We start from the raw sequence: 24,346 nt of genomic DNA, 5'->3' as shown, positions 1-24,346 counted from the left end.
CGCGTATTTTTGCGATCACAATTTGAGGTTGACGGTGCCGGTGGCGGGCCCTACGGTCGGCGTGCAAGCTTTTGGAATTTCTATCTGTGCGCGCATGAAACCCATTATCAGCTCCATCGAAATTGAAAACAGGGTCATTGTTGCCAAATATCAAAGGCTGATGATTGGTGCGAAGGTGGTGCTGGTCGAGAAGGCAAGCGGTCGGCAGCTGCCTGAGACCGTCACGAGGGTGGCCTCGCCCGTTCCCGTGGGGGCGTTGCGCATCAGATTGCCTGAGGCCATTGAGCCGGGAACATACTTCCTGAGGGCCTTCAACGGGCACGGCGAGGACGCCGCTCAAAGCGTGGACTTCGAGATCGGCTAAGCCGTTGGATTTTCACCGTTTCGGGACTGTGTGCGCTCGCGCTGAATTGACAATTGTCAATTGCCGCATCGTCGGGCCGTGGTGTAAAGCCACCTGTGGGCGCGGCTCGCGCGCTGCCGGAAGCTTGCCAGATGACGCTATGGTTCGTGTTCGCGCTGATGACGGTCGCGGCGATTTTCGCCGTGCTCTGGCCGCTCGGCCGCGGCGCGCGCGCGGAAAATCAAGGCAGCGAGGTTGCGGTCTACAAGGATCAGCTGGCCGAGATCGAGCGTGATCTCGCCGCAGGATTGATCGCCGCACCTGAAGCCGAGGCCGCGCGCGTGGAGATCAGCCGCAGGCTGCTCGCCGCCGCCGCCGCCAGCGAGCCTGCCTTGGAGCCGAAATCCAGCGTCAAATGGCGCCGCGCGGCGGCCGTGCTGGCCCTCGTCGGCCTGCCGCTGGTTGCGATCGGAATCTACATGCCGCTCGGCTCGCCCCTGCTGCACGACTTTCCGCTGGCGCAGCGGGAGCGCGGGTCCGGCTCCGGCATGGCGCAATCGCTCGAAAACCTCGTCGTGCAGGTCGAGCAACATCTCGAAAACAATCCGACCGACGGACGCGGCTGGAACGTGCTGGCGCCGGTGCTGGAGCGGCTCGGCCGTTTCGACGATGCGGTGCGTGCCTATCGCAATTCGATCACCTACAACGGCGAGAGCCCGGAGCGCCGGTCCGATCTCGGCGAAGCCATCGCGGCCGCCGCAAACGGCGTGGTGACTGCCGAAGCCAAGACTGAGTTCGAGCGCGCGCGTGCGCTGAACGCCGACGATCCCAAGGCGAACTACTTCCTCGGCCTTGCCGCCGAGCAGGACGGACGCAAGGACGATGCCGCCAACATCTGGCGCGCGCTGCTGGCCAAGGCGCCGGCGGATGCGCCGTGGCGTCCGCTGGTGCAGACCTCGCTGGCGCGGGTTGGCGGCGGCGGCGCCACCATGCCGGCGCTCTCGGACGAGACCATCGCAGCCTCCAAGGACATGAACGCGGGCGATCGCAACGCGATGGTCCGCGGCATGGTCGAGCGTCTCGCCACGCGCCTCAAGCAGAACGGCGACGACGTCGAGGGTTGGCTGCGCCTGGTGCGCGCCTATCTCGTGATGGGCGATCGCGACAAGGCGGTCGGCGCATCGAGCGATGCCCGCCAGGCCGTCGCCAACGACGCCGCGCGGCTGAAGCAGCTCAACGAAGGCCTCAAGACACTCGGGCTCGACGGATGATGAGTTCAGGGCGAGACGAGCAGGGAACGGGTACGCCATGACGCGCAAGCAGCGACGTATGACCATCATCGGCGGCTCGCTCGCCGTGCTCGCGCTTGCCGCCGCGCTGGTGCTCAACGCGCTTCGAGACTCCATCGTGTTCTTCTCGACCCCGACGATGGTTGCCGAGAAGCATGTCGCGCCCGGCAAGCGGTTTCGCCTCGGCGGACTGGTACAGCCCGGCTCGCTCCAGCGCGGTGACAATCTCGCGGTGACATTCGAAGTCGCCGACGGCGGCGCAAAGCTTCCGGTCGCTTTCAAGGGCATTTTGCCTGATCTGTTCCGGGAAGGGCAGGGCGTCGTCGCCGAGGGCGCGCTCGATGCCAACGGTGTGTTCAAGGCGGACACCGTGCTCGCCAAGCATGACGAAACCTACATGCCCAAGGACGTCGCCGATGCCCTGAAGAAACAGGGACACTGGAAGGACGATTACGGCGCCAAGGCGTCCGATGGCGTCAAGCCCGCGGCGACGACAGCGCAGGGCAACTCGCAGGGAGCGGTGCGGTGATTGCGGAAGCCGGACATTATGCGCTGGTGCTGGCACTCGCGCTGGCACTGATCCAGTCCATCGTGCCGCTGATCGGTGCGCGCCTGCACGATGCCGCGCTGATGAACGTGGCGCGCTCCACCGCGCTGGCACAGCTGCTGTTCGTCGGTGCGTCATTCATCGCGCTGGTGACGTTGCATGTGAACTCGGATTTCTCCGTCGCCAACGTCTACGAGAATTCCCACTCGATGAAGCCGCTGATCTACAAGATCACCGGCGTGTGGGGAAACCATGAAGGCTCGATGCTGCTGTGGGTGTCGATCCTCGCGCTGTTCGGTGGTTTGGTCGCGGCCTTCGGCAACAATCTGCCGCTGTCGCTGCGCGCGCATGTGCTGGCCGTGCAGGCCTGGATCGCCAGCGCCTTCTATCTCTTCATCCTGATGACCTCGAACCCGTTCCTGCGCATCGTCAATCCGCCGATCGAAGGACGCGATCTCAATCCGGTGCTTCAGGATATCGGTCTCGCCGTGCATCCGCCGATGCTCTATCTCGGCTATGTCGGCTTCTCGATTTCGTTCTCCTTCGCCATCGCGGCGCTGTTGGAGGGACGCATCGACGCGGCCTGGGCGCGCTGGGTCCGGCCGTGGACATTGGTCGCCTGGATCTTCCTCACGCTCGGCATCGCCATGGGCTCCTACTGGGCCTATTACGAGCTCGGCTGGGGCGGCTGGTGGTTCTGGGACCCGGTCGAGAACGCCTCGCTGATGCCGTGGCTTGCCGGCACCGCGCTGCTGCATTCGGCGCTGGTGATGGAGAAGCGCAACGCGCTGAAGGTCTGGACCATCTTGTTGTCGATCCTGACCTTCTCGCTGTCGCTGCTCGGCACTTTTTTGGTGCGCTCGGGCGTCATCACTTCCGTGCACGCCTTCGCCACCGATCCGACCCGCGGCGTGTTCATCCTGCTGATTCTCTGCCTGTTCATCGGCGGCAGCCTGTCGCTGTTTGCGGGCCGCGCGACCTCGTTGAAGCAGGGCGGCCTGTTCGCGCCGATCTCGCGCGAGGGCGCACTGGTGCTGAACAATCTGCTGCTCAGCGTGGCCTGCGCGGTCGTGCTGTTCGGCACCCTCTATCCGCTGGCGATGGAAGCGCTCGACCTCAAGATTTCGGTGGGCGCGCCCTTCTACAATCTCACCTTCGCCCCGCTGTTTGCCATCTTGCTGCTCGCGGTGCCGTTCGGGCCGATGATGGCGTGGAAGCGCGGCGATCTGCTCGGGGTGACGCAGAGGCTGCTCGCAGCCGGTGTTACCGGCCTCGTGGCCGTCGCCATCGTCTGGGGCTGGGTGAGTGGCGGCAGCACCTTGGCGCCGCTCGCAATCGGGCTCGGCATCTTCGTCATCGCCGGCGCCATCACTGATATCGTCGAGCGGACCGGCCTCGTGCGGTTGCCATTCGCCACAGTGCTGCACCGGGCGCGCGGCCTGCCGCGCTCGGCCTGGGGCACGGCGTTCGCGCATGCTGGTCTCGGCGTGGCGCTGATCGGCATCGTCTGCGAAACCACCTGGAACAGCGAATATATCGCGACCATGAAGCAGAACGACGTCGCCCATGTCGCCGGCTATGATCTGAAGCTCGACGGGCTGTTTTCGCGCCAGGGCCCGAACTTCCGCGAGATGATCGCCGAGTTCAACGTCAGCCGCGACGGCGAGGCGATCAGCGTCATGACGCCATCCAAGCGCAGCTTCACCACGCGGGGCTCCTCGACCACGGAGGCTGCGCTGCTGACCCGCGGTGCGAGCCAGCTCTATGTCTCGCTCGGGGACACCACCGCCGAGGGCTCGATCGCCGTGCGCATCTATCACAAGCCGCTGGTGCTCATGATCTGGTGGGGACCGGTGCTGATGGCGTTCGGCGGCATGCTGTCGCTGTCCGATCGGCGTCTGCGCGTCGGTGCGCCAAAGCCGGCGCGGGCCAAGCAGCGCCTCCAGCCGGCGGAGTGATTTTGATGCGGCGGATGATGACTGCGATCGTCGCGCTCGTGCTGCTGGCTTTGCCTGCGGCATACGCCGTGCAGCCCGACGAGATCATGTCCGATCCCGTGAAGGAGTCGCGTGCGCGCGATCTGTCGCGCGAGCTGCGCTGCATGGTCTGCCAGAACCAGTCGATCGACGATTCCGATGCGCCGCTCGCGCGCGACCTGCGCCTTTTGGTGCGCGAGCGCATCGCGGCCGGCGACAGCAATTCGCAGGTGCTCGATTTCCTGGTCGCACGCTATGGCGAGTTCGTGCTGCTCAAGCCGCGCTTCGAGCGGCAGACCATGGCGTTGTGGCTGCTCGCACCGCTGCTGCTGATCGGCGGCGGTCTGGCGCTGTGGCTCCAATTCCGGCGTCGCGCACGAAGTGGTGGAGACCTACCAGCTCCGCCGCTCACGCCCGAGGAAGAAGCGCGGCTCGCCGCGTTGATGTCGGACGAGGCCACTTCGCGCTAATCACGTCGCGTCGCGCGCAGGGGCTTGAAGCGCGATGACCGAGCGAGATAAGAGCGACGAAAAGGGAGCTTTCCTGCTGATCACGGGAACCTGCATAAGTTCCTGTCGGATCACGCTTTTCGGCCTGCGTTAAACCGCCGCATCGGCTTCGCCCTTCATTACAAAAGTTTAACCCCGCCGCCAGCGCACGGTAAGGCGCGAGTCCCCATGTTCAGGTCCGCAAGGTGCTGGCATCCGGCACCAAAATGAATTCAAGGCCCTGGAGATCCCTGCATGAGCGACCGTATCGACCTCTCGAACCTTCCGTCCTACCGGCAGCCGCGCCGGTCGATTTTCTCGGCCCGCAGGATCGCGCTGATGGCGTCGGTCCTCGCTGGTCTCGGGATTGCCGTCCACGGCTTCAGCCCGTCGACCTCGCCGGCCGATTTGTTCTCCAGCCCGGCACATGCGCAGGTCAACAACGAGGTCCGCAAGGTCGAGCGTCCGATCGGCTTCGCCGACATCGTCGAGCGCGTGAAGCCGTCGGTGATCTCGGTGAAGGTCAACATCAAGGAAAAGACCGCGAGCAACGATGACGGCGATGACGCGCAGTCGCCGTTCCAGCCGGGCTCGCCGATGGAGCGCTTCTTCCGCCGCTTCGGCGGTCCCGATGGTATGCCGGGCCTGAAGGGTGGTGGTCGTGGCCGCGTCGTGCAGGGCCAGGGCTCCGGCTTCTTCATCTCGGCTGACGGCTTTGCCGTGACCAACAACCACGTGGTCGACGGCGCCGACAAGGTCGAGGTCACGACCGATGACGGCAAGACCTACACCGCCAAGGTGATCGGCACCGATCAGCGCACCGACCTCGCTCTGATCAAGGTCGAGGGCGGCACGAACTTCCCGTTCGCCAAGCTTGCCGACGGCAAGCCGCGGATCGGCGATTGGGTGCTCGCGGTCGGCAATCCCTTCGGCCTCGGCGGCACCGTGACGGCCGGCATCGTCTCGGCCAGCGGCCGCGACATCGGCAACGGTCCCTATGACGATTTCATCCAGATCGACGCGCCCGTGAACAAGGGCAATTCCGGCGGTCCGGCGTTCGACACCAACGGCGAGGTGATGGGCGTCAACACGGCGATCTACTCGCCCTCCGGCGGCAGCGTCGGCATCGCGTTCTCGATTCCCGCGAGCACCGTGAAGAGCGTGGTCGCCCAGCTCAAGGACAAGGGTTCGGTCAGCCGCGGCTGGATCGGCGTTCAGATTCAGCCGGTGACATCGGATATCGCCGACAGCCTCGGCATGAAGAAGGCCGAAGGCGCGCTGGTTGCAGAGCCGCAGGCGAACGGTCCGGCGGCCAAGGCCGGCATCGAATCCGGCGACGTGATCACGTCGGTCAACGGCGAATCCGTCAAGGATGCCCGTGAACTCGCCCGCACCATCGGCGGCCTGGCGCCCGGCGCGACCGTGAAGCTCAACGTGCTCCACAAGGGCCAGGACAAGGTCGTGAATCTCACCCTGGGCCAGCTGCCGAACACGGTGGAGGCCAAGGCCGACACCGACACTGACAGTGGCAAGGGTGCGAGCAAGGGCACCGACGTGCCGAAGCTCGGCATGACCGTGGCCCCTGCCAATTCCGTCGCCGGTGCCGGCAAGGACGGCGTCGTCGTCACCGAAGTCGATCCGAAGAGCGCCGCGGCCGAACGCGGCTTCAAGGAAGGCGACGTGATCCTCGAAGTCGGCGGCAAGAGCGTGGCCACCGCCGGCGACGTCCGTGATGCCATCAGCACGGCGCGGACCGACAACAAGAACAGCGTCCTGATGCGCGTCAAGAGCGGCGGCCAGTCGCGCTTCGTCGCCGTGCCCATCGCCAAGGGCTAACGCCAGGAGGCCTACGAGATGAGGGGTGTCGGCCGGCATCAGTCGCCCCCGCCGCCGACGCCCTTCGGGGGAGCAGCGTAAATTCGCTTCCCCAGTCTACCTTCCGGTGGAATACGCCCCCCTCCGTCGGAAGGCCTAGGGCGGTGAGGTCCCCCCAGCTTCACCGCCCACCTTTTTGCCTACCCAGGTTTTCGCCCAAGTCCCGTTTGCTTGGCTTGCATGCGATTGCCGCCCGCGCCATGTTCAGAGAAGGTTGACCCCCTTGACCGCCGCCGAACGCACGATGCGCCTCCTCATCATTGAAGACGACCGCGAATCCGCCGACTACCTCGTGAAGGCGTTTCGCGAAGTCGGACACGTTGCCGACCACGCCGCCGACGGCGAGGAGGGCCTCGTCATGGCCGAGAACGGCGAGTACGACGTGCTGGTGGTCGACCGCATGCTGCCCAAGCGCGACGGCCTGTCGGTGATCGGCGCGCTGCGCGACAAGGACGATACGACGCCGGTGCTGATTCTCTCGGCGCTCGGCCAGGTCGACGACCGCATCAAGGGCCTGCGCGCCGGCGGCGACGACTATCTGCCAAAGCCCTATTCCTTCGCCGAGCTGCTGGCCCGGGTCGAGGTGCTGTCGCGCCGCCGCGGGGGACCCGCGGAGGACACGCTCTACCGGGTCGGCGATCTCGAGCTCGACCGGCTCTCCCATCGCGTTGCCCGCGGCAAGGACGAGCTGACGCTCCAGCCGCGCGAGTTCCGCCTGCTCGAATATTTGATGAAGCACGCCGGCCAGGTGGTGACGCGCACCATGCTGCTGGAGAATGTCTGGGACTATCATTTCGATCCACAGACCAACGTGATCGACGTGCACATTTCGCGGCTGCGCTCCAAGATCGACAAGGGTTTTGAGCGGCCGCTGCTGCACACGATCCGCGGCGCCGGATACATGATCCGTGACGGCATTCGGTAAACTCGTCCGCACCACGGCATTCCGGCTGACGCTGGTCTACCTGTTTTTGTTCGCGATTTTCGCGGCGTCGCTGCTCGGCTATTTCGCCTGGAATACGCGGCGGCTGATCACCGAAGAGATCACGCAGACGGTCAATTCCGAGACCTCGGAGATCAATGAGATCTACGGGCGCGGTGGCTTGGTCCGCCTGGTGCGCGCGATCGAATACCGCGCGCTGCGGCCGGGCGCCAACCTCTACCTCGTGACCACGCCGACCGGGCAGGCGATCGCCGGCAATGTCGGCTCGCTGGCGCCGGGCGTGATGGCGACGTTTGGCTGGACGGAGACCGCCTATCGCCGGATCGAGGACGCGGATGACCGCGACCACCGCGCACTGGTGCGCGTCACCGAATTGGAAAACGGCTTCCGGCTCCTGATCGGCCGCGACCTCGCCGAGCGGCGGCGCCTCTTCGGCATCGTCGCCAAGGCGGCGCAATGGTCGGTCCTGATCGTCGTGGTGCTTGGCCTCGGCGGCGGCATCTTCGTGGCGCGCCGCGTGCTCACGCGCATCGACGCCATGACCGGCACCGCGCAGCGCATCATGACCGGTGATCTCAGCGGGCGCCTGCCGGTGGGACGCAGCGGTGACGAGCTCGACCGTCTTGCGGAAAACCTCAACGCCATGCTGGAGCGGATCGAGGCGCTGATGGCGGGGCTGAAGGAGGTCTCCGACAACATCGCCCACGACCTCAAGACGCCGCTGACGCGCCTGCGCAACCGCGCCGAGGAGGCGCTGGCGAAATCGGGCAGCGAGGCCGATTACCGTGCCGCGCTGGAGCGGACCATCGAGGAATCCGACGGCCTGATCCGCACCTTCAACGCGCTGCTGATGATCGCGCGCGCCGAGTCCGGACAGGCGCGCGGCAACATGGATGATTTCGACGCGGCCGATGTCGCGGGCGGCATCCACGAGCTCTACGAGCCGCTGGCCGAGGACGACGGCATGACGCTCAAGGTGAAGGCCGACCCGACGCCGGTTCACGCCAACCGCGAATTGATCAGCCAGGCGCTCGCCAACCTGGTCGAGAACGCGATCAAATATGGCAAGCCGGTCGCGCTAACAGGGGGAACCGTGGTCAGCATGGACTCCAGGCAGATCACCATCGAGGCGAGACGCGAGGGCGACCAGGTGTTGCTCAGCGTCACCGATCGTGGACCCGGCATCCCCGAAACCGACCGCAAGCATGCTATCGAGCGATTCGTGCGCCTCGAAGCCAGCCGTACGCTGCCGGGCTCCGGCCTCGGCCTCAGCCTCGCCTCCGCGGTTGCGACGCTCCATGGCGGAGAATTGCGGCTGGGTGATGCCCATCCGGGTCTCGTCGCCACGCTGGTGCTGCCGGCGCGCGCAGGCGACAGGGTTGCTCCTCCAATGCCGGATGTGCCACAGAAGGTGGCATGAACCACTCCGCGCCGGGAAACGCGGACAAGCATGGTGAGAGCCTGGCCGCGCGCTTCGCGGAGGCTCCCCATATTGCCGCTTCCGCCACCGACGAACGACGTTTTGACGATTGGCTGGCCGAGCTCGAGCCGGCACAATCGAACCGTCTTGGAGCGTTGCTGGCTCATCCGTTCGCCCGGAATATCCTGGCCGGCATTGCTGAATTCTCGCCCTATCTGTTCGATCTGGTGCGCGCCGATGCGCTGCGCCTGATCCGGCTGCTCGAATGCGACCCGGATCTGCATCTCGCCGCATTGATCGCCGAGGCGAGGGACGCCGTGTTAGCTGCAGGCGACGAGGCCGAGGTGATGCGGCTGCTTCGCCGCATGAAGGCGGAGGCGGCGCTTCTGATCGCGCTGTGCGACATCGGCGGGGTCTGGCCGGTGATGCGGGTGACGGCGGCGCTGACCGACGTCGCGGTCTCCTCGGTGCAGGCGGCGCTCCAGTTCCTGCTGCGGCAGGAAGCCGCACGCGGAAAGATCCTGCCGCCGAATCCCGAGGCGCCGGAAGAGGGCTGCGGCCTGATCGTGCTCGCCATGGGCAAGATGGGCGCGGGCGAGCTGAACTATTCCAGCGACATCGATCTCATCGTGTTCTTCGACCCTGATAACACGACGCTGCCGCCCGACATCGAGCCGCAACCGTTCTTCGTCCGGGTGACGCAGGGGATGGCGCGCATCCTTCAGCAGCGCACCTATGACGGTTACGTCTTCCGCGTCGATCTGCGCCTGCGCCCCGATCCGTCCTCGACGCAAGTTGCGATCTCGCGGGACGCCGCGCTGCATTACTACGAACGGGAAGGGCGCACCTGGGAGCGCGCCGCGATGATCAAGGCGCGCGCCTGCGCCGGCGATGCGAGGGCGGGCGAGGCGCTGCTGGCCGAGATCGCGCCGTTCGTCTGGCGCAAGCATCTCGACTTCGCAGCGCTCGCCGACGTCCACGACATGAAGCGGCAGATGCAGACCTATCGCGGCCAGAGCGAGGTCGCGGTCGAAGGCCACAACGTCAAGGTCGGCCGCGGCGGCATCCGCGAGATCGAGTTTTTCGCGCAGACCCAGCAGCTGATCGCCGGCGGCCGGCATCCGGAATTGCGGGTGCGGCCGACGCTGGCCGCGCTCGACATTCTGGCTTCCAGCAACTGGATCACGTCCGCGGCACGCGACGAGCTGACCATTGCGTATGAATTCCTGCGCCGCGTCGAGCATCGTCTCCAGATGATCGCCGATGAGCAGACCCACGCGTTGCCCGACGACAAGGATGCGGTCGAGCGCTTCGCGCGCTTCTTCGGCTATCCAAACCGCGAAGCGTTTGCGCGCGATCTGTTGCGGCAACTCGGGATCGTCCAAGGCCACTACGAAAAGCTGTTCGAGGGCGACGATCCGACCGGCTCGGCAAGTCTGCCCGCCATCGACTATCGCGCCGGCCCCGACGATCCGCGCCTGCTCCAGCACCTGACGGCTCTCGGCTTCAAAAAGCCGGCTGCCGTGGCGCAGACCGTTCGCGACTGGATCACCGGCGATTATCGCGTGTTTCGCAATGAGGCGACGCGAGGCGCCTTCATCGAATTCGTGCCGGCCCTGATCGACGGTCTCGCGCATGCCGAGGGGCCGGATCGCGCTGTCGTCGCGTTCGATCATTTCCTTGGTGCGCTCCAGCGCGGCGGCCGGTTGATCACGCTGCTCGGCCAGAACCGCGACCTCGTCGCACTCGTGGCGCTGGTGCTGGGCGCGGCGCCCCGGCTCGGCGAGATGCTGGCGCGGCAGCCGCAACTGATGGACGGCCTGATCGACCCGCGCTTCTTCGGCGCGATGCCTGACAGGCAGGAATTGTCGGCGCGGCTTGCGGCCACGGTGCAGGATGCGGCCTCCTACGAGGAGTTTTTGGACCGCCTGCGCCTGTTCGGGCAGGAGAGCCTGTTCCTGATCGGCACGCGCATCCTCTCGGGCACGGTGTCGGCGCAACAGGCGAGCACGGCCTTTGCCGACGTCGCCGAAGGCGTGGTCCACACCGTGCACGGTCTCGTCGCCGATCGTTTTGCCGCCCAGCACGGCCGCATCAAGGGGCAGGAGACCGCGATCATTGCGATGGGCCGGCTCGGCAGCCGCGAGATGACGGCGTCGTCCGATCTCGATCTGATCCTGCTCTACGATTTCGACGGCGAGAATCCGGACTCCGACGGCGCGAAATCGCTCCAGGGCGCGCATTATTTCGCCCGCTTCACCCAGCGCCTGATCAGTGCCTTCACGACGCGCACCAATTACGGCGTGCTCTACGAGATCGACATGCGGCTGCGTCCGTCGGGGCGCGCCGGTCCGGTCGCGTCGAGCCTTGTTTCCTTCGCGGATTATCAGGCCAACGAGGCCTGGACCTGGGAGCACATGGCGCTGACGCGCGCACGCGTGGTGTCGGCATCACCTGAATTTGGCGACCAGATCGGGCGCGTCATCCGCGACGTCCTGACCCGGCGCCGCGATCCCGTCATCATCGGCAACGACGTCGCCGACATGCGGCGCGCGATCGCCCAGGAGAAGGGCGAGAGCGACCATTGGGATCTCAAATATGCCGCCGGTGGCATGATCGACATCGACTTCATCGCGCAATATCTTCAGCTCGTGCATGCCCATCACAAGCCTGACATTCTCGACGTCAGCACGCTTCAGGTGCTGGACAATGCCGCCAGGCTCGGTGTGCTCACGCAGTCGGAGGCGGAGATCCTGCGTGCCGCAGCAAGGCTCTATCACGATTTGACGCAGATCCTGCGGCTCTGCGTCAGCGACGGCTTCAAGCCTGATACCGCCGGCACCGACCTCCAGCGCGTCATGGCACGCGCTGGCGATGCGCCGGACTTCTCGTCGCTGGAGGCGCGTGTGAAGGAGACGCAAAGCGAGGTGCGGCGTATCTTTAGGACGCTGCTGGAAGGCTCTGCTTCAGCGAGGTGAGGGCCTCGAGCACGTTCGGCTCCAGACCCGTGCCGCCTGCATCGAGATGCGCGAAGATTGCGCGCTTCATCCGGGGATCCCAGAATTTCTTGATGTGATCGGCGATCCCCGGCACGGCCTTGTCGTGGCCCTGGCTGCGGAAGAACGTGCCGATCTGGTTGGCCATGTAGACGAGGCGGTCAGGCGACGACATCGATGATCTCCCGGGCACGAAGAGCCGTGACGCGGCCCTGGTGCGTGAACACTTCAAACCCGTCGCTGCGGGCAATCGCGATCAGCGTGATGCCGGCGGCCTCCGCAGTGCGGACCGCGAGCGCGGTGGGGGCGGAGACCGCGACCAGCACCGGCGCGCCGATGGCGGCCGTCTTCTGCACCATCTCGACCGAGACGCGGCTGGTCAGCAGCACCATGCCGCCGCTTGCGTTCGTCCGGCTGCGCGCCAGCGAACCGGCAAGCTTGTCGAGCGCGTTGTGGCGGCCGACGTCTTCGCGTAAAGCGGCAATGCCGCTCGACGGCGACCAGAAGGCGGCGGCATGGACCGCGCGGGTCTGCATGTTGATCGCTTGCAGCGGCGCGATCGCCTGCATCGCGGTCATGATTTGCTGCGGCGTGAAGCTGGTTCCTTGCGGCACCACGGCTGCGGGCCGAATTGCCTCCGCAATCGAATCGATGCCGCAAATACCGCAGCCGGTCGGGCCGGCGATGTGGCGGCGGCGCTCGCTGATGCGCGCGCCATCCTCTGACGCAAGCCACATGCGCAGCTCGATGCCGTCGTCGAGGCGGACCACCTCGAGCGACTTGATGTCATCGACCGATTTGATGATGCCTTCGTCCAGGCTGAAGCCGACGGCGAAATCTTCCAGGTTCTGCGGCGTCCCCATCATGACGGCATAGGTGCCGCCATTATAGGTCAGCGCCAGCGGCGTCTCCTCGGGTATCAGCCGCGTCCCTTCAGACGCGACACCATCGCGCCAGATTTCGCGGTCGATGGCCTGGACCGGCACGTGCATGCCGTTACTCCGCAGCCTCGGCCGGCGCGATGCGGCGGGAATGCCGCGCCTGCTCGTCATAGGACTTCTGCCAGTCGGACGGACCGTTCGACGGCGAGATCTGCACCGCCGTGACCTTGTATTCGGGACAATTGGTGGCCCAGTCCGAATATTCGGTCGTGATCACGTTGGCCTGTGTGTCCGGATGATGGAAGGTGGTGTAGACGACGCCCGGCGACACGCGGTCGGTGATCTCCGCGCGCAGCGTGGTCTCGCCGGCGCGGCTCTTCAGCCGCACCCAATCGCCGTCGCGCACGCCGCGCTGCTCGGCATCGTGCGGATGGATCTCCAGCCGGTCCTCGGCATGCCAGACCACGTTCTCGGTGCGCCTTGTCTGCGCGCCGACATTGTACTGGCTGAGGATGCGGCCCGTGGTGAGCAGCAGCGGGAAACGGGGACCGGTGCGCTCGTCGGTCGCGACATATTCGGTGACGATGAACTTGCCCTTGCCGCGGACGAAGCCGCCGATGTGCATCACCGGCGTGCCCTCCGGCGCCTTCTCGTTGCAGGGCCATTGCACCGAGCCGAGTTCGTCGAGCTTGGCGTAGGAAACACCGGTGAAAGTCGGCGTCAGCGCCGCGATCTCGTCCATGATCTCGGACGGGTGGCTGTACTTCATCTCGAAGCCCATCGCCTTGGCAAGGCCGATGGTGACCTCCCAGTCGGCCATGCCGTTCTTCGGCGTCATCACCTTGCGCACGCGCTGGATGCGGCGTTCGGCGTTGGTGAAGGTGCCGTCCTTCTCGAGGAAGCTCGAGCCGGGCAGGAAGACATGGGCGTAGTTGGCGGTCTCGTTCAGGAAGAGGTCGTGAACGATCACGCATTCCATCGCCGACAGCGCCGCCACCACATGCTTGGTGTTGGGATCGGATTGCAGGATGTCCTCGCCCTGCACGTAGATGCCCATGAACGTGCCTTCGATCGCGGCGTCGAACATGTTGGGAATGCGCAAGCCCGGCTCCGGGTTGAGCTTGACGTTCCACAGCGCCTCGAACTGGTCGCGCACGGCCTCGCCCGAGATGTGGCGATAGCCCGGCAGCTCGTGCGGGAACGAGCCCATGTCGCAAGAGCCCTGCACGTTGTTCTGGCCGCGCAGCGGGTTCACGCCGACGCCGGGACGGCCGATATTGCCCGTGACCATTGCGAGGTTGGCGATCGCGATCACCGTGGTCGAACCCTGGCTGTGCTCGGTGACGCCGAGGCCGTAATAGATCGCGCCGTTGCCGCCGGTCGCGTAGATGCGGGCCGCTTCGCGCAGATCCTTCGGATCGACGCCGGTCAGGATCGCGGTCGCTTCCGGGCTGTGCTTGGGCTGGGCGACGAAGGCGGCCCATTCCTCGAACTCGCTCCAGTCGCAGCGCTCGCGGATAAAGGCTTCGTCGGCGAGTCCCTCGGTGACGATGACATGCGCCAGCGCGGTGACGACGGCGACGTTGGTGCCGGGCATCAGCGGCAGATGCAGCGCCTTCACGTGCGGCGATTCCACCATCTCGGTGCGGCGCGGATCGATCACGATCAGTTTTGCGCCTTGGCGCAGCCGCTTCTTCAGCCGCGATGCGAACACCGGGTGAGCCGAGGCCGGATTGGCGCCGATGATGACGGCGACGTCGGTATCTTCGACCGAGTCGAAATCCTGCGTGCCGGCCGAGGTGCCGAAGGTCTGCGACAGGCCATAGCCGGTCGGCGAGTGGCAGACGCGAGCGCAGGTGTCGACATTGTTGTTGCCGAAGCCGGCGCGGATCAGCTTCTGCACCAGATAGGTTTCTTCGTTGGTGCAGCGGGAGGAGGTGATGCCGCCGATGGCGTCGCGGCCGTATTTTGTCTGGATGCCGCGCATCTTCGCGGCGGCAAACGAGAACGCCTCATCCCACGACACCTCGCGCCAGGGATCCTCGATCCGGTCGCGGATCATCGGATTGAGGATGCGTTCCTTGTGGTTGGTGTAGCCCCAGGCGAAGCGACCCTTGACGCAGGAATGGCCGCGATTGGCCTTGCCGTCCTTGTAGGGCACCATGCGCACGACTTCCTCGCCGCGCATCTCGGCCTTGAAGGTGCAGCCGACGCCGCAATAGGCGCAGGTGGTGACGACGGAGTGCTCGGGCTGGCCGATCTCGATCACGGATTTCTCCGTCAGCGTCGCGGTCGGGCAGGCCTGCACGCAGGCGCCGCAGGAGACGCATTCGGAGCCGAGGAAGCTCTCGCTCATGCCGGGCGAGACGCGGCTGTCGAAGCCGCGGCCCGAGATGGTCAGCGCGAAGGTCCCTTGCACCTCCTCGCAGGCGCGGACGCAGCGCGAGCAGACGATGCACTTGGAGGGATCATAGGTAAAATAGGGGTTGGACTCGTCCTTCGGCATCCAGGCGGCGTTGATCTCGCCATGGGATTTTGCGAAGACGTGGTTCTCGCCCTCATAGCCGTAGCGCACGTCGCGCAGGCCGACGGCGCCGGCCATGTCCTGCAACTCGCAGTCGCCGTTGGCGCCGCAGGTGAGGCAGTCGAGCGGATGGTCGGAGATGTAGAGCTCCATCACGCCCTTGCGCAGCTTCTTCAGCCGCTCGTTCTGGGTGTGCACGACGAGACCGTTCATCACCGGCGTGGTGCAGGAGGCCGGCGTGCCGGCGCGGCCCTCGATCTCGACGACGCAGAGCCGGCAGGAGCCGAACGCGTCGACCATGTCGGTCGCGCAGAGCTTCGGGATCTGGTGGCCGGCATCCATCGCGGCCCGCATGATCGAGGTGCCCTCGGGCACCGTGACCTCGTTGCCGTCGATGGTCAGCGTCACCATCGTTTCCGATTTCGAACGCGGCGTGCCGAAGTCGATTTCTTCGATCAGAGACATCGTTGTTCTCCTATTCCGCGGCCTGAAGCGTGGTCGGGGCCGGGATGAAATCCTCCCGGAAATGCTTCAATGCGCTGAGCACGGGGTAGGGCGTGAAGCCGCCGAGTGCGCAGAGCGAGCCGAATTTCATGGTGTTGCAGAGGTCTTCGACGAGCGCGAGGTTTTCGCTGACGCGCTCGCCGTTGATGATTTTCTCGATGGTCTCGACGCCGCGGGTCGAGCCGATCCGGCAGGGCGTGCACTTGCCGCAGGATTCGATGGCGCAGAATTCCATCGCGAAGCGCGCCTGCCTGCGCATGTCGACGCTGTCGTCGAACACGACGATACCGCCATGGCCGATCAGGCCGTCGCGCGCGGCAAAGGCCTCGTAGTCGAACGGGGTTTCGAACAGCGCGCGGGGGAAGTAGGCGCCCAAGGGGCCGCCCACCTGAACCGCGCGAACCGGGCGGCCCGTGAAGGTGCCGCCGCCGATGTCGTCCACGAGCTCGCCGAGCGTAACGCCGAACGCGGTCTCGAACAGGCCGCCATGACGGATGTTGCCGGCGAGCTGGATCGGCATCGTGCCGCGCGAGCGGCCCATGCCGAAATCGGCATAGGCCTTGGCGCCTTCGGCAAGGATGAAGGGGATGGCCGCGAACGACAGCACGTTGTTGATGACGGTCGGCTTGCCGAACAGGCCGCGATGCGCGGGCAGCGGCGGCTTGGCGCGCACCAGGCCGCGGCGGCCTTCGAGGCTCTCCAGCAGCGAGGTCTCCTCGCCGCACACATAAGCGCCGGCACCGACGCGCACTTCCATATCGAAGCTGTACGTCGATCCGCCGATCTTGTCGCCGAGATAGCCGCCGCGCCTCGCCGCAATGATGGCGGCATTCATCGCCTCGACCGCGTGCGGATATTCGCTGCGGATGTAGATGTAGCCCTTGGTGGCGCCGACGGTGATGCCTGATGTCGTCATGCCCTCGATCACCAGGAAGGGATCGCCTTCCATGATCATGCGGTCGGCGAAGGTGCCGCTGTCGCCTTCGTCGGCGTTGCAGACGATGAATTTGCGGTTCGCGCTGGTTTGCGCGACCGTCTTCCACTTGATGCCGGTCGGGAAGCCCGCGCCCCCGCGGCCGCGCAGGCCGGATGCAGTGACCTCGGTGAGGATCGCATCGGGGCCGAGCGACAGCGCGCGCTCAAAACCCTTGTAGCCGCCATGGGCGCGGTAGTCGTCGAGCGAGCGCGGATCGATCACGCCGCAGCGGGCGAAGGTGAGGCGGGTCTGGCGCTTCAGCCAGGGGATCTCTTCGGTCGCGCCCAGCCGCAGCAGATGCGGCGTGTTGCTGGCGAGCGCGTCGAGCAGCGAGGGCACATCGCTCTCGGTGACGGGGCCGAAGGCGATCCGGCCCTGCGGCGTCGCGAACTCGACCAGCGGCTCCAGCCAGTATAGGCCGCGCGAGCCGGTCCTGACGATCTCGATGGCAACGCCGCGCTTGGCTGCAGCCGCTTCCAGCGCCAGCGCAACCTCGTCGGCGCCAACGGCCACGGCACCCGCATCACGCGAGACGAATAGACGCATGCTCATCGCTGGGCCTCCGCAACCAGTGCATCGAGGCGCTTCTCGTCGAGCCGGCCAATGAGGCGGCCGTCGAGCATCGCGGAAGGCGCGGTCGCGCACAGGCCGAGACAGTAGATCGGCTCCAGCGTCACGCGATCATCGGCCGTCGTATTTCCAAGCGAAACGCCGAGCCTCGCTTCCGCGCGCGCAGCCAGCGCATCGCCGCCCGCAGCCTGACAGGCCTCCGCGCGGCACAGCTTCAGCACATGACGGCCGGCCGGCTTGTGCCTGAAATCATGATAGAACGTGAACACGCCGTGCACCTCGGCGCGGGACAGATTCAGCGCTTGCGCCACCATCGGAATCGCCGCTTCCGGCACGTAGCCGAACGCCTCTTGAAGCGCGTGCAGGATGACGAGCGTCGCGCCTTCTTGCTTGCCATGTTCGGCGATGATCTCGGCGCCACGCGTCTCGTTCCAAGGCTCGTATGAAGGCTCGTAAACCGCTGTCATTCTTCGTTCTCAGATTGAGCGTCCCTTCCTCGCAAACTATTTGGAATCGTTCGAAGATCAATAAAGCTGTCTCATGCTGCGATTGCGAATTCAGATCGATCCGGAAACGCAATCGACCGATACGGAAATGCCATTAACCGCGTTCCTCTTGCCGGTTTTTCCGTGTTGGTAACGACCTGCCGTGCTAGCTTGTATGCCACCACATCATCCGAGGGGACGTCCAGTTGCTCGACAAGCTTGAACTGCTGCTGGCCCTGGCAAAGGAGCGGCACTTTGGTCGCGCGGCAGAGGCTTGCGGCGTGACCCAGCCGACCATGTCGACCGGGCTGAAGCAGCTCGAGGAGATCCTCGGCGTGATGCTGGTCCAGCGTGGATCCCGGTTCCAGGGTTTTACCCCCGAGGGCGAGCGGGCGCTTGACTGGGCGCGGCGGATCGTGGGCGACGCGCGCGCCATGCGCGACGAGATCAACGGGCTGAAGCATCAGCTCTCTGGCGAGATCCGCATCGCGGCGATTCCGACCGTGCTCGGCATGGTTGCCCAACTGACGACGCCATTCCGCGCCAGGCATCCCGAGGTGCGTTTCAGCATTCGCTCAACGACCTCATCGGAGGTGCTGGGGCTGCTCGAAAATCTCGAGGTCGATGCGGGGCTGACCTATATCGAGAACGAGCCGATCGGCAAGGTGCGGACCATTCCGCTCTACAACGAGAGCTATCGCCTGCTGACTGCGCCGGATGGAATGTTCGGCGACCGCGAGACGGTGACGTGGAAGGAAGTCGGCGAGGTGCCGCTGTGCCTGCTCACGCCCGACATGCAGAACCGCCGCATCATCGACCGCGCACTGCGCTCGGTCGGCGCGGAGGCGACGCCGACCCTGACCTCGAACTCGCTGCTGGTGCTGTTCACGCATGTGAAGACCGGGCGCTGGGCGAGCGTGATGCCGGCAAAGCTCGCCGAGACGCTCGGCCTGTCCGACACGGTGCGCTCGATCCCGATCACCGATCCCGATGTCAATTACAGCATCGGCCTGGTGATCCCGCAGCGCGACCCGATGACGCCGCTGATCGCGGCGCTGGTCAACGTCGCGCGCGAGGTCGCGCCGTCGTTGCAATCGTAGGGCATGGTGAGATCAGGTTCGAATGCCGCAACGAGGGAGGTGTGCTCCCTCCCCCGCTTGCGGGGGAGGGCTGGGGAGAGGGTATCTCCGCAATCGAGAACCCCCAAGAGGAGAGAACCCTCACCCGGCGCGTTGCGCCGACCTCTCCCGCAAGCGGGAGAGGTGCACCGAGTTCGCGGCCGCGTGATTCAACCTAAGCCCATTCCACGCTAAAGCGCGATGAGATTGGGATGAATCGTCATCGCGCTTTAGGTTGTTGTTTGCGCATGATCTTTTCGGAAAACCGCTTCGCACTTTTCCGGATCATGCTTTAGGCCGCAGCCGATATCCCGGCCGCTACCTTGATCGCATCGCGCGGCAGGGTCACGCGGACGACGGTGCCGACATCGATCTTCGAGCGCAGCTTCATCGAGCCGCCGTGCAACTGGGCCAGCGAGCGGGCGATGGCGAGGCCGAGGCCAGAGCCGTGATAGGTCTTGGTGAGCTGGCTCTCGACCTGCTCGAACGGGCGGCCGAGCCGCGCCAGCGAGTGCGGCGCGATGCCGATGCCGGTGTCGGCGATCATCAGCACAATCTTGTCGTCGAGCTGCCGGCTGCGCACCACGATGCGTCCGCCGTCGGGCGTGAACTTCACCGCGTTGGACAGCAGATTGACGATGATCTGCTTGGTGGCGCGGCGGTCGGCAACGACGGAGATGGACGTCTCGATGTCGGCGTCGAGCGCCAGGTGCTTGTCCTGCGCCCGGCCGGCAACGACACGCAGGGATTCTGCTAGCGTCTGTGCGAGGTCGAGCTCCTCCATGTCGAGCTTCATGCGGCCGGCTTCGATCTTGGACATGTCGAGGATGTCGTTGATGACTTCGAGCAGATAATGGCCGCTGGTCAGGATGTCGTGGCAGTATTCCTGGTACTTCTCGGAGCCCAATTCGCCGAACATGCCCGAGCCCATGATCTCGGAGAAGCCGATGATGGCGTTGAGCGGCGTGCGCAGCTCGTGGCTCATATTGGCGAGGAATTTCGACTTGGTCTGGTTGGCTTCCTCGGCGCGGGTCTTCTCGCGCTGATACTTTTCGGCGAGATCGGCGAGCTCGTTGGTCTGGCGCTCGAGGGCTGCCTGCGAGCGCTTGAGATCGATGACGGTGGCGCGCTGGCGCAGATCGTTGTCGACCAGCTTCTGCTCGTGCTCCTTGATGCGGGTGATGTCGGTACCGACCGAGACGTAGCCGCCGTCCTTGGTGCGGCGCTCGCTGATGTGCAGCCAGCTGCCGTCGTCGAGCTGCGCCTCGAAGGTGCGCGCGCCGGGGCCCTGGACGCCGGTCTCGTTGTGGCGGGTGCGCACCTCCGGCATGCGGCCGACTTCGAGCACGGTCTCGTAGGAGGTGCCGGGAAATACGGCCGAGTCAGGCAGCTTGTGCAGGCGCTGGAAGTGCGAGTTGCAGAGCACGAGGCGGTCGCTGGCGTCCCACAGCACGAAGGCTTCCGGAATGGTCTCGATGGCGTCGCGCAGCCGCAGATCGGCTTCCTCCGTCCGCTCGGCAAGGCTCTTCTGTTCGGTGATGTCGACCGCGATCCCGATCAGATGCACGCTGGAATCGGTCGCCCCGCTTGTCTTCTCGCAGCGGACGCGGAGCCAGATCCAGTGGCCGTCGACATGCTGCATGCGGAAGGTCTGGTCGATGTGGTCGATCTTCCCGGAGATGAGCCGGTCGGCGATCTCGAACAGGTCGATGTCGTCTGACTTCACCAGCGCGTTGACCTCGCCGAAGGTGAGGAGCTCGTTGCGGCCGTCGAGGCCCAGCATCGAGAACATCGATTGCGACCAGAAGATCCGGCCGCGCGACAGATCCCAGTCCCACAGCCCGCAGCGGCCGCGGTTGAGCGCGGTGTCGATCCGGCCGCGCACGGCGTCGTTGATGAGGTCGCCCTCGCGGGCGCGGGTCGACTGCCAGTGGAAGGCGAAGCCGAGGATCAGGACGACGAAGCCTGTCGTCGCCGACAGCGTCACCGAGAGTGCTGCGTCCGAGCCCCAGATCGGCTCGTTGCGCTCCTGGATCACGGTGACGAAGCCGGGCAGCGACTTGATCTGCCGCGAAGTCGCCATCGCGGCGTTGCCGTTCGGCAGCGTCATGTCGGAGATGTTGCCGTCGCGCGGCGGCGCTGCGAGCAGCTGCGCGGTGGTGATGGCATCGAGCAGGCGGTCGTTACCGGAGGGATCGCTGTCGATGGGAATGCGGGCGAGGATGCGGCGGTCGACACCGGCCGAGGTGACGATGACGTGGCGGCCCGTGGCCGTGCCCCAGGACGGGATCAGGTCGGGCAGCAGCATCGGCAGGTTCTCGATGTTCTTCAGGCGTTCCTGCCGCGAGGAGGCGAGGCGGTCGATGCGTTCGGCGAGCAGATCGGCGAGCGCGGAGATGTCGTGCCGGATCACCAGCCGCTTCTGGCGCGTCTGATCGACGACCTGCACGAACGCGCCGAGGCAGATCGTGATCAGGAACGCGATGATCAGCGTCGGCACGGCGCGGCGCAGCGCCGGCTCCGCGATCAGGAGCCGATGATAGGCAGGTTTCGCGATCGATTGCGCCAATCCTTTGATCGAATCGGATTGGACGCACGCGTTCGCGGCGTCTGCACGCGCCATGCCTTAGGCCCCCTGAAAACCTGTACGACGAATTTCGAAAGCAGCCCCACGTCGCTTTCGAATCAAAGCGATTTGAATCCACTTTGCGCGGGCTGTCGAGAGTCAATGAATCGTTAACGCGGAATAATTCTTATCCAATGGAGAGTTCGCGCCTCTCGCGTCCGTAAATCGACGTGAGCGATGAGTCCGAAACGAGAACGCGTGACTCCCCGCACATTCTGCATCACGCGCGCGGCGGCTCGGCGTGACTGATGACGCGCTTCACGCTCGGGAACGCACGACGCAGCCTGCGCTCGATCGCATCGACATGCTCGTGCACCTTGATCACGCTCATCGACGGCGTGGCGCGGCAGTGGAAGTTGACGATCTCACCGCCCTCGGTGTCGCGCACGCGCACATTATGGATGTCGTGGATCTCGCCGCCGGCGGCATATTCGGTGAGCGCGGCGGCGATGGTCTGCGCACGTTCCGGCGCGGCGTCCACGCCGAACGGCAGTTCCGGTTCCAGCGGCTCGATATGGACGTCGACCTCGACGTCCTCGCCGAACTCCTCCTGGATGTTGCGCTCCAGCGTGTTGGCGACGTCATGGGCGGCATCGAGCCGCATCCCGGCGTCGACCTCGAGGTCGATACCGACGATGAGTTTTCCGCCCAAGTCGTGCACCGTGACATGGTGGATGGCGAGGCCCGAATTGTGCGCGATCACCATGATGCGGTCGCGCACGGTCTCGTTGTCGCGCGCGACCGGGACCGCGGTGAAGGTGAGATCGGCGTCGCCGAATGCCTTGTCGACGGCCGCCTGCGCATTGCGCTTGATCTCCTCGACCCGGTCGATCGGATAAGTCCGCGGCACCTTGGCGATGGTGTCGATGAAGGTGGTGGCGCCGACCATGCGCACGCGCAGGCGCTCGACGCCGATCACGCCGGGGACGCTGCGGATCGCGGCGGTGGCCGCCTCCTGTGCGCCCTCCGGGGCGCGGTCGACCAGCGTCTGCACGGTCGAGCCGGCCATGCGCAGGCCGAGCAGGGCGATCATCACGGCGACCGCGGCGGCCGCGGCCGCGTCGCCCCACCAGAAGCCGAGCGCGGCCAGGATCAGGCCGATGATCACGGCAAACGAGCCCATCACGTCGGAGGCGAAATGCAGCGCGTCGGCCGCCAGCGCCTGGCTCCGTGTTTCCCGCGCTGCCTTGTGCAGCGTGCGGGCGCGCCAGAGATTGACGACGATGTCGATCACCAGCACCACGAACGGCACGGCCGAAATGGTCGGCGGCGGGGTTCCCTCGCGCAGGCGGCTATAGGATTCGACCAGGATGCCGCCTGCCAGCACGTAAAGCAGGGCGGTGACGCCGAGCGCGGAGATGCTTTCCAGCTTGCCGTGGCCGTAATGGTGCTCGTCGTCCGCCGGCTTGTCGGACACCCGCACCACCGCCCAGGTGATGATGGTCGCGATCAGGTCGACCGAGGAGTGCAGGGCTTCGGAGATCAGCGCGAGCGAGCCGATCGCAATGCCGACCACGAACTTGGCCGCCGCCATGCCGCCGCTGGCGAAGATCGAGATGGCCGCGACCGATGTCTTGCTGTGCTGGGAGGTCATGGCGGGGATTTAGCAGGCCATGGGTGAACATCAAGCGATGATCCACAGCCGTAGTCGCTAGTGATTTGCAGGAGCGCAGGTCCCCGGTTTCGTAGGGTGGGCAAAAGCGCGTAGCGCCGTGCCCACCATCCTTCCGCGATCGCTGACACATGGTGGGCACGCTTCGCTTTGCCCACCCTACGAGACCAAGACTGGAACGACGTCTACGGCACCGTCACGACAATCTTCCCCAGATGCTTGTTCGCCTCCATGTGCTCGAACGCCTTGTCGATGTCGTCGAACGCATAGACCTTGTCGATCGGCAACTGGAGCTTGCGCGACTCGACCGCGCCCCAGATGTCCTTGCGGACCTCCTCAAAAATCTCGCGGACCTCCTCGATGGTGCGGGTGCGGAAGGTAACGCCGATATAGTTGATCCGGCGCGCCGCATGCAGGTCGAAGTTGAAGTCGGCATGGGTGCCGCCGAGCCGGCCGACATTGACGATGCGGCCCTTGACCCGGGTCGCCGCCAGGTTCTGGTTGGCGACTTGGCCTGAGACCTGGTCGACGATGAGGTCGACGCCTTCGCCGTTCGTCGCCTTCAGCACCTCGTCGATCCATTTCGGGTCCGAGGAGTCCACCGCGAGGTCGGCGCCGTATTCCCCAAGCCGGCCGCGGCGATAGGCATCGGTCGACGAGCCGATCACGAGCCTGGCGCCCTTGAGCTTGGCGATCTGCATCGCCATCAGGCCGACGCCGGAGCTCGCGCCCTGGATCAGCACGGCCTGGCCCGCCTGCACGCCACCGACCATGACGACGGCGTTGTACATGGTCGCGAGCGCGACGGGCAGGGTGGCGGCCTCCTCGAAATTCATGTTCGAGGGCGCGCGGAACAGCCGGCCGTGGTCGGCGAGCGTGTACTCGGCGAAGGCCGCGCCGCCCGAGCCCATGATGCGATCGCCGACCTTGACGCCCTTCGCGTCCGGTCCGAGCTCGGCGACTTCGCCGGCCCATTCCATGCCGAGCACGGCGCCGACGCCGCCGGCCGCGCCATGCGCGTGGCCCTTGCGCATGCCGGTGTCGGCGCGGTTGAGCCCGCAGGCGCGGACTTTAACGAGCACCTGCGTGCCTTGAGGTTTTGGTTGAGCGACGTCGGAAATCCGAGCGCCGTCAGGGCCGTAGACATAAGCCTTCATGAATTACTCTCGCTTC

General features: G+C 65.7%; 18 protein-coding genes. 10 read left to right on the top strand and 8 right to left on the bottom strand.

From position 1 onward, the window contains the following. The first annotated feature begins 94 nt into the window (after window positions 1–94). The 9 genes from IVB29_RS01710 to IVB29_RS01670 all read left to right on the top strand — a co-directional run bounded on the left by IVB29_RS01710 (window position 95) and on the right by IVB29_RS01670 (window position 11,859). Complete coding sequence (locus IVB29_RS01710; protein WP_247501653.1) at window positions 95–364, top strand: hypothetical protein; 270 nt, start codon at window positions 95–97, stop codon at window positions 362–364. Window positions 365–495: 131 nt separating this feature from the next. Further along, entirely contained in the window at window positions 496–1,614 is a 1,119-nt protein-coding gene (gene ccmI / locus IVB29_RS01705) for a c-type cytochrome biogenesis protein CcmI (RefSeq protein ID WP_247501652.1), read from the top strand. 37 nt (window positions 1,615–1,651) lie between these two features. Further along, complete coding sequence (gene ccmE, locus IVB29_RS01700; protein ID WP_129269379.1) at window positions 1,652–2,161, top strand: cytochrome c maturation protein CcmE; 510 nt, start codon at window positions 1,652–1,654, stop codon at window positions 2,159–2,161. Then, window positions 2,158–4,137, top strand: coding sequence for a heme lyase CcmF/NrfE family subunit (locus IVB29_RS01695; RefSeq protein ID WP_247501651.1), 1,980 nt, complete (start codon window positions 2,158–2,160; stop codon window positions 4,135–4,137). Before ccmE ends, IVB29_RS01695 begins: the two co-directional genes overlap by 4 nt. A gap of 5 nt (window positions 4,138–4,142) precedes the next feature. Further along, window positions 4,143–4,625: a cytochrome c-type biogenesis protein gene (locus IVB29_RS01690; protein WP_247501650.1), complete on the top strand. Its 483-nt coding sequence runs from the start codon at window positions 4,143–4,145 to the stop codon at window positions 4,623–4,625. A gap of 273 nt (window positions 4,626–4,898) precedes the next feature. Continuing rightward, a complete protein-coding gene (locus IVB29_RS01685; protein ID WP_247501649.1) occupies window positions 4,899–6,479 on the top strand; it encodes a Do family serine endopeptidase in 1,581 nt (526 codons plus the stop codon). A 283-nt stretch (window positions 6,480–6,762) separates the two neighbouring features. After that, window positions 6,763–7,443: a response regulator transcription factor gene (locus IVB29_RS01680; RefSeq protein WP_247501648.1), complete on the top strand. Its 681-nt coding sequence runs from the start codon at window positions 6,763–6,765 to the stop codon at window positions 7,441–7,443. Continuing rightward, the gene (locus tag IVB29_RS01675; protein ID WP_247501647.1) at window positions 7,427–8,881 is read left to right on the top strand and encodes an ATP-binding protein; all 1,455 of its coding nucleotides are present in this window, start codon (window positions 7,427–7,429) and stop codon (window positions 8,879–8,881) included. Before IVB29_RS01680 ends, IVB29_RS01675 begins: the two co-directional genes overlap by 17 nt. Beyond that, window positions 8,878–11,859, top strand: a complete 2,982-nt coding sequence (locus IVB29_RS01670; RefSeq protein WP_247501646.1) for a bifunctional [glutamine synthetase] adenylyltransferase/[glutamine synthetase]-adenylyl-L-tyrosine phosphorylase — start codon at window positions 8,878–8,880, stop codon at window positions 11,857–11,859. The genes IVB29_RS01675 and IVB29_RS01670 overlap by 4 nt, the downstream gene beginning before the upstream one ends. Here the strand turns inward: IVB29_RS01670 and IVB29_RS01665 are convergent. From IVB29_RS01665 to IVB29_RS01645, 5 genes are read right to left on the bottom strand one after another with little or no spacing between them, the layout of a single operon-like run. Continuing rightward, the gene (locus IVB29_RS01665) at window positions 11,822–12,052 is read right to left on the bottom strand and encodes a formate dehydrogenase subunit delta (protein WP_247501645.1); all 231 of its coding nucleotides are present in this window, start codon (window positions 12,050–12,052) and stop codon (window positions 11,822–11,824) included. The genes IVB29_RS01670 and IVB29_RS01665 overlap by 38 nt on opposite strands. After that, window positions 12,039–12,869 (bottom strand): formate dehydrogenase accessory sulfurtransferase FdhD, encoded by an 831-nt coding sequence (gene fdhD / locus IVB29_RS01660; protein ID WP_247501644.1) that lies wholly within the window; start codon window positions 12,867–12,869, stop codon window positions 12,039–12,041. Before fdhD ends, IVB29_RS01665 begins: the two co-directional genes overlap by 14 nt. A gap of 4 nt (window positions 12,870–12,873) precedes the next feature. Further along, window positions 12,874–15,747 carry a formate dehydrogenase subunit alpha gene (fdhF, locus tag IVB29_RS01655; protein ID WP_247501643.1) on the bottom strand — a complete coding sequence of 958 codons (2,874 nt, stop codon included), beginning with the start codon at window positions 15,745–15,747 and terminating at the stop codon, window positions 12,874–12,876. 10 nt (window positions 15,748–15,757) lie between these two features. Then, window positions 15,758–17,314, bottom strand: a complete 1,557-nt coding sequence (locus IVB29_RS01650; RefSeq protein ID WP_247501642.1) for an NADH-quinone oxidoreductase subunit NuoF — start codon at window positions 17,312–17,314, stop codon at window positions 15,758–15,760. Then, a complete protein-coding gene (locus IVB29_RS01645) occupies window positions 17,311–17,799 on the bottom strand; it encodes a formate dehydrogenase subunit gamma (protein WP_247501641.1) in 489 nt (162 codons plus the stop codon). The genes IVB29_RS01650 and IVB29_RS01645 overlap by 4 nt, the downstream gene beginning before the upstream one ends. Window positions 17,800–18,023: 224 nt before the next feature. On the opposite strand from IVB29_RS01645, the gene IVB29_RS01640 reads away from it, so the two are divergent. After that, entirely contained in the window at window positions 18,024–18,917 is an 894-nt protein-coding gene (locus tag IVB29_RS01640) for a LysR family transcriptional regulator (RefSeq protein ID WP_247501640.1), read from the top strand. 310 nt (window positions 18,918–19,227) lie between these two features. Here IVB29_RS01640 and IVB29_RS01635 read toward each other — a convergent pair whose 3' ends face one another. The 3 genes from IVB29_RS01635 to IVB29_RS01625 form a co-directional block, all read right to left on the bottom strand. Then, window positions 19,228–21,558, bottom strand: a complete 2,331-nt coding sequence (locus IVB29_RS01635; RefSeq protein WP_247501639.1) for a PAS domain-containing sensor histidine kinase — start codon at window positions 21,556–21,558, stop codon at window positions 19,228–19,230. Window positions 21,559–21,781: 223 nt separating this feature from the next. Next, the gene (locus tag IVB29_RS01630) at window positions 21,782–23,155 is read right to left on the bottom strand and encodes a cation-efflux pump (RefSeq protein WP_247501638.1); all 1,374 of its coding nucleotides are present in this window, start codon (window positions 23,153–23,155) and stop codon (window positions 21,782–21,784) included. Window positions 23,156–23,358: 203 nt separating this feature from the next. Continuing rightward, a complete protein-coding gene (locus IVB29_RS01625) occupies window positions 23,359–24,330 on the bottom strand; it encodes a zinc-binding dehydrogenase (protein ID WP_247501637.1) in 972 nt (323 codons plus the stop codon). Between the last annotated feature and the right edge of the window lie 16 nt (window positions 24,331–24,346).

The organism is Bradyrhizobium sp. 1, assembly GCF_023073315.1.
Classification (GTDB): domain Bacteria; phylum Pseudomonadota; class Alphaproteobacteria; order Rhizobiales; family Xanthobacteraceae; genus Bradyrhizobium.
The sequence above is the reverse complement of the archived record's forward strand: the minus strand, read 5'-3'. Positions and strand labels throughout refer to the sequence as shown.

Bases quoted from the DNA above. Each gene is read 5' to 3' on its own strand.
- fdhD (WP_247501644.1), bottom strand. From the start codon at position 12,869: ATGCACGTGCCGGTCCAGGCCATCGACCGCGAAATCTGGCGCGATGGT.
- IVB29_RS01630 (WP_247501638.1), bottom strand. From the start codon at position 23,155: ATGACCTCCCAGCACAGCAAGACATCGGTCGCGGCCATCTCGATCTTC.
- IVB29_RS01645 (WP_247501641.1), bottom strand. From the start codon at position 17,799: ATGACAGCGGTTTACGAGCCTTCATACGAGCCTTGGAACGAGACGCGT.
- IVB29_RS01685 (WP_247501649.1), top strand. From the start codon at position 4,899: ATGAGCGACCGTATCGACCTCTCGAACCTTCCGTCCTACCGGCAGCCG.
- ccmI (WP_247501652.1), top strand. From the start codon at position 496: ATGACGCTATGGTTCGTGTTCGCGCTGATGACGGTCGCGGCGATTTTC.
- IVB29_RS01670 (WP_247501646.1), top strand. From the start codon at position 8,878: ATGAACCACTCCGCGCCGGGAAACGCGGACAAGCATGGTGAGAGCCTG.
- IVB29_RS01650 (WP_247501642.1), bottom strand. From the start codon at position 17,314: ATGAGCATGCGTCTATTCGTCTCGCGTGATGCGGGTGCCGTGGCCGTT.
- IVB29_RS01680 (WP_247501648.1), top strand. From the start codon at position 6,763: ATGCGCCTCCTCATCATTGAAGACGACCGCGAATCCGCCGACTACCTC.
- IVB29_RS01625 (WP_247501637.1), bottom strand. From the start codon at position 24,330: ATGAAGGCTTATGTCTACGGCCCTGACGGCGCTCGGATTTCCGACGTC.
- ccmE (WP_129269379.1), top strand. From the start codon at position 1,652: ATGACGCGCAAGCAGCGACGTATGACCATCATCGGCGGCTCGCTCGCC.
- IVB29_RS01710 (WP_247501653.1), top strand. From the start codon at position 95: ATGAAACCCATTATCAGCTCCATCGAAATTGAAAACAGGGTCATTGTT.
- fdhF (WP_247501643.1), bottom strand. From the start codon at position 15,747: ATGTCTCTGATCGAAGAAATCGACTTCGGCACGCCGCGTTCGAAATCG.
- IVB29_RS01635 (WP_247501639.1), bottom strand. From the start codon at position 21,558: ATGGCGCGTGCAGACGCCGCGAACGCGTGCGTCCAATCCGATTCGATC.
- IVB29_RS01690 (WP_247501650.1), top strand. From the start codon at position 4,143: ATGCGGCGGATGATGACTGCGATCGTCGCGCTCGTGCTGCTGGCTTTG.
- IVB29_RS01665 (WP_247501645.1), bottom strand. From the start codon at position 12,052: ATGTCGTCGCCTGACCGCCTCGTCTACATGGCCAACCAGATCGGCACG.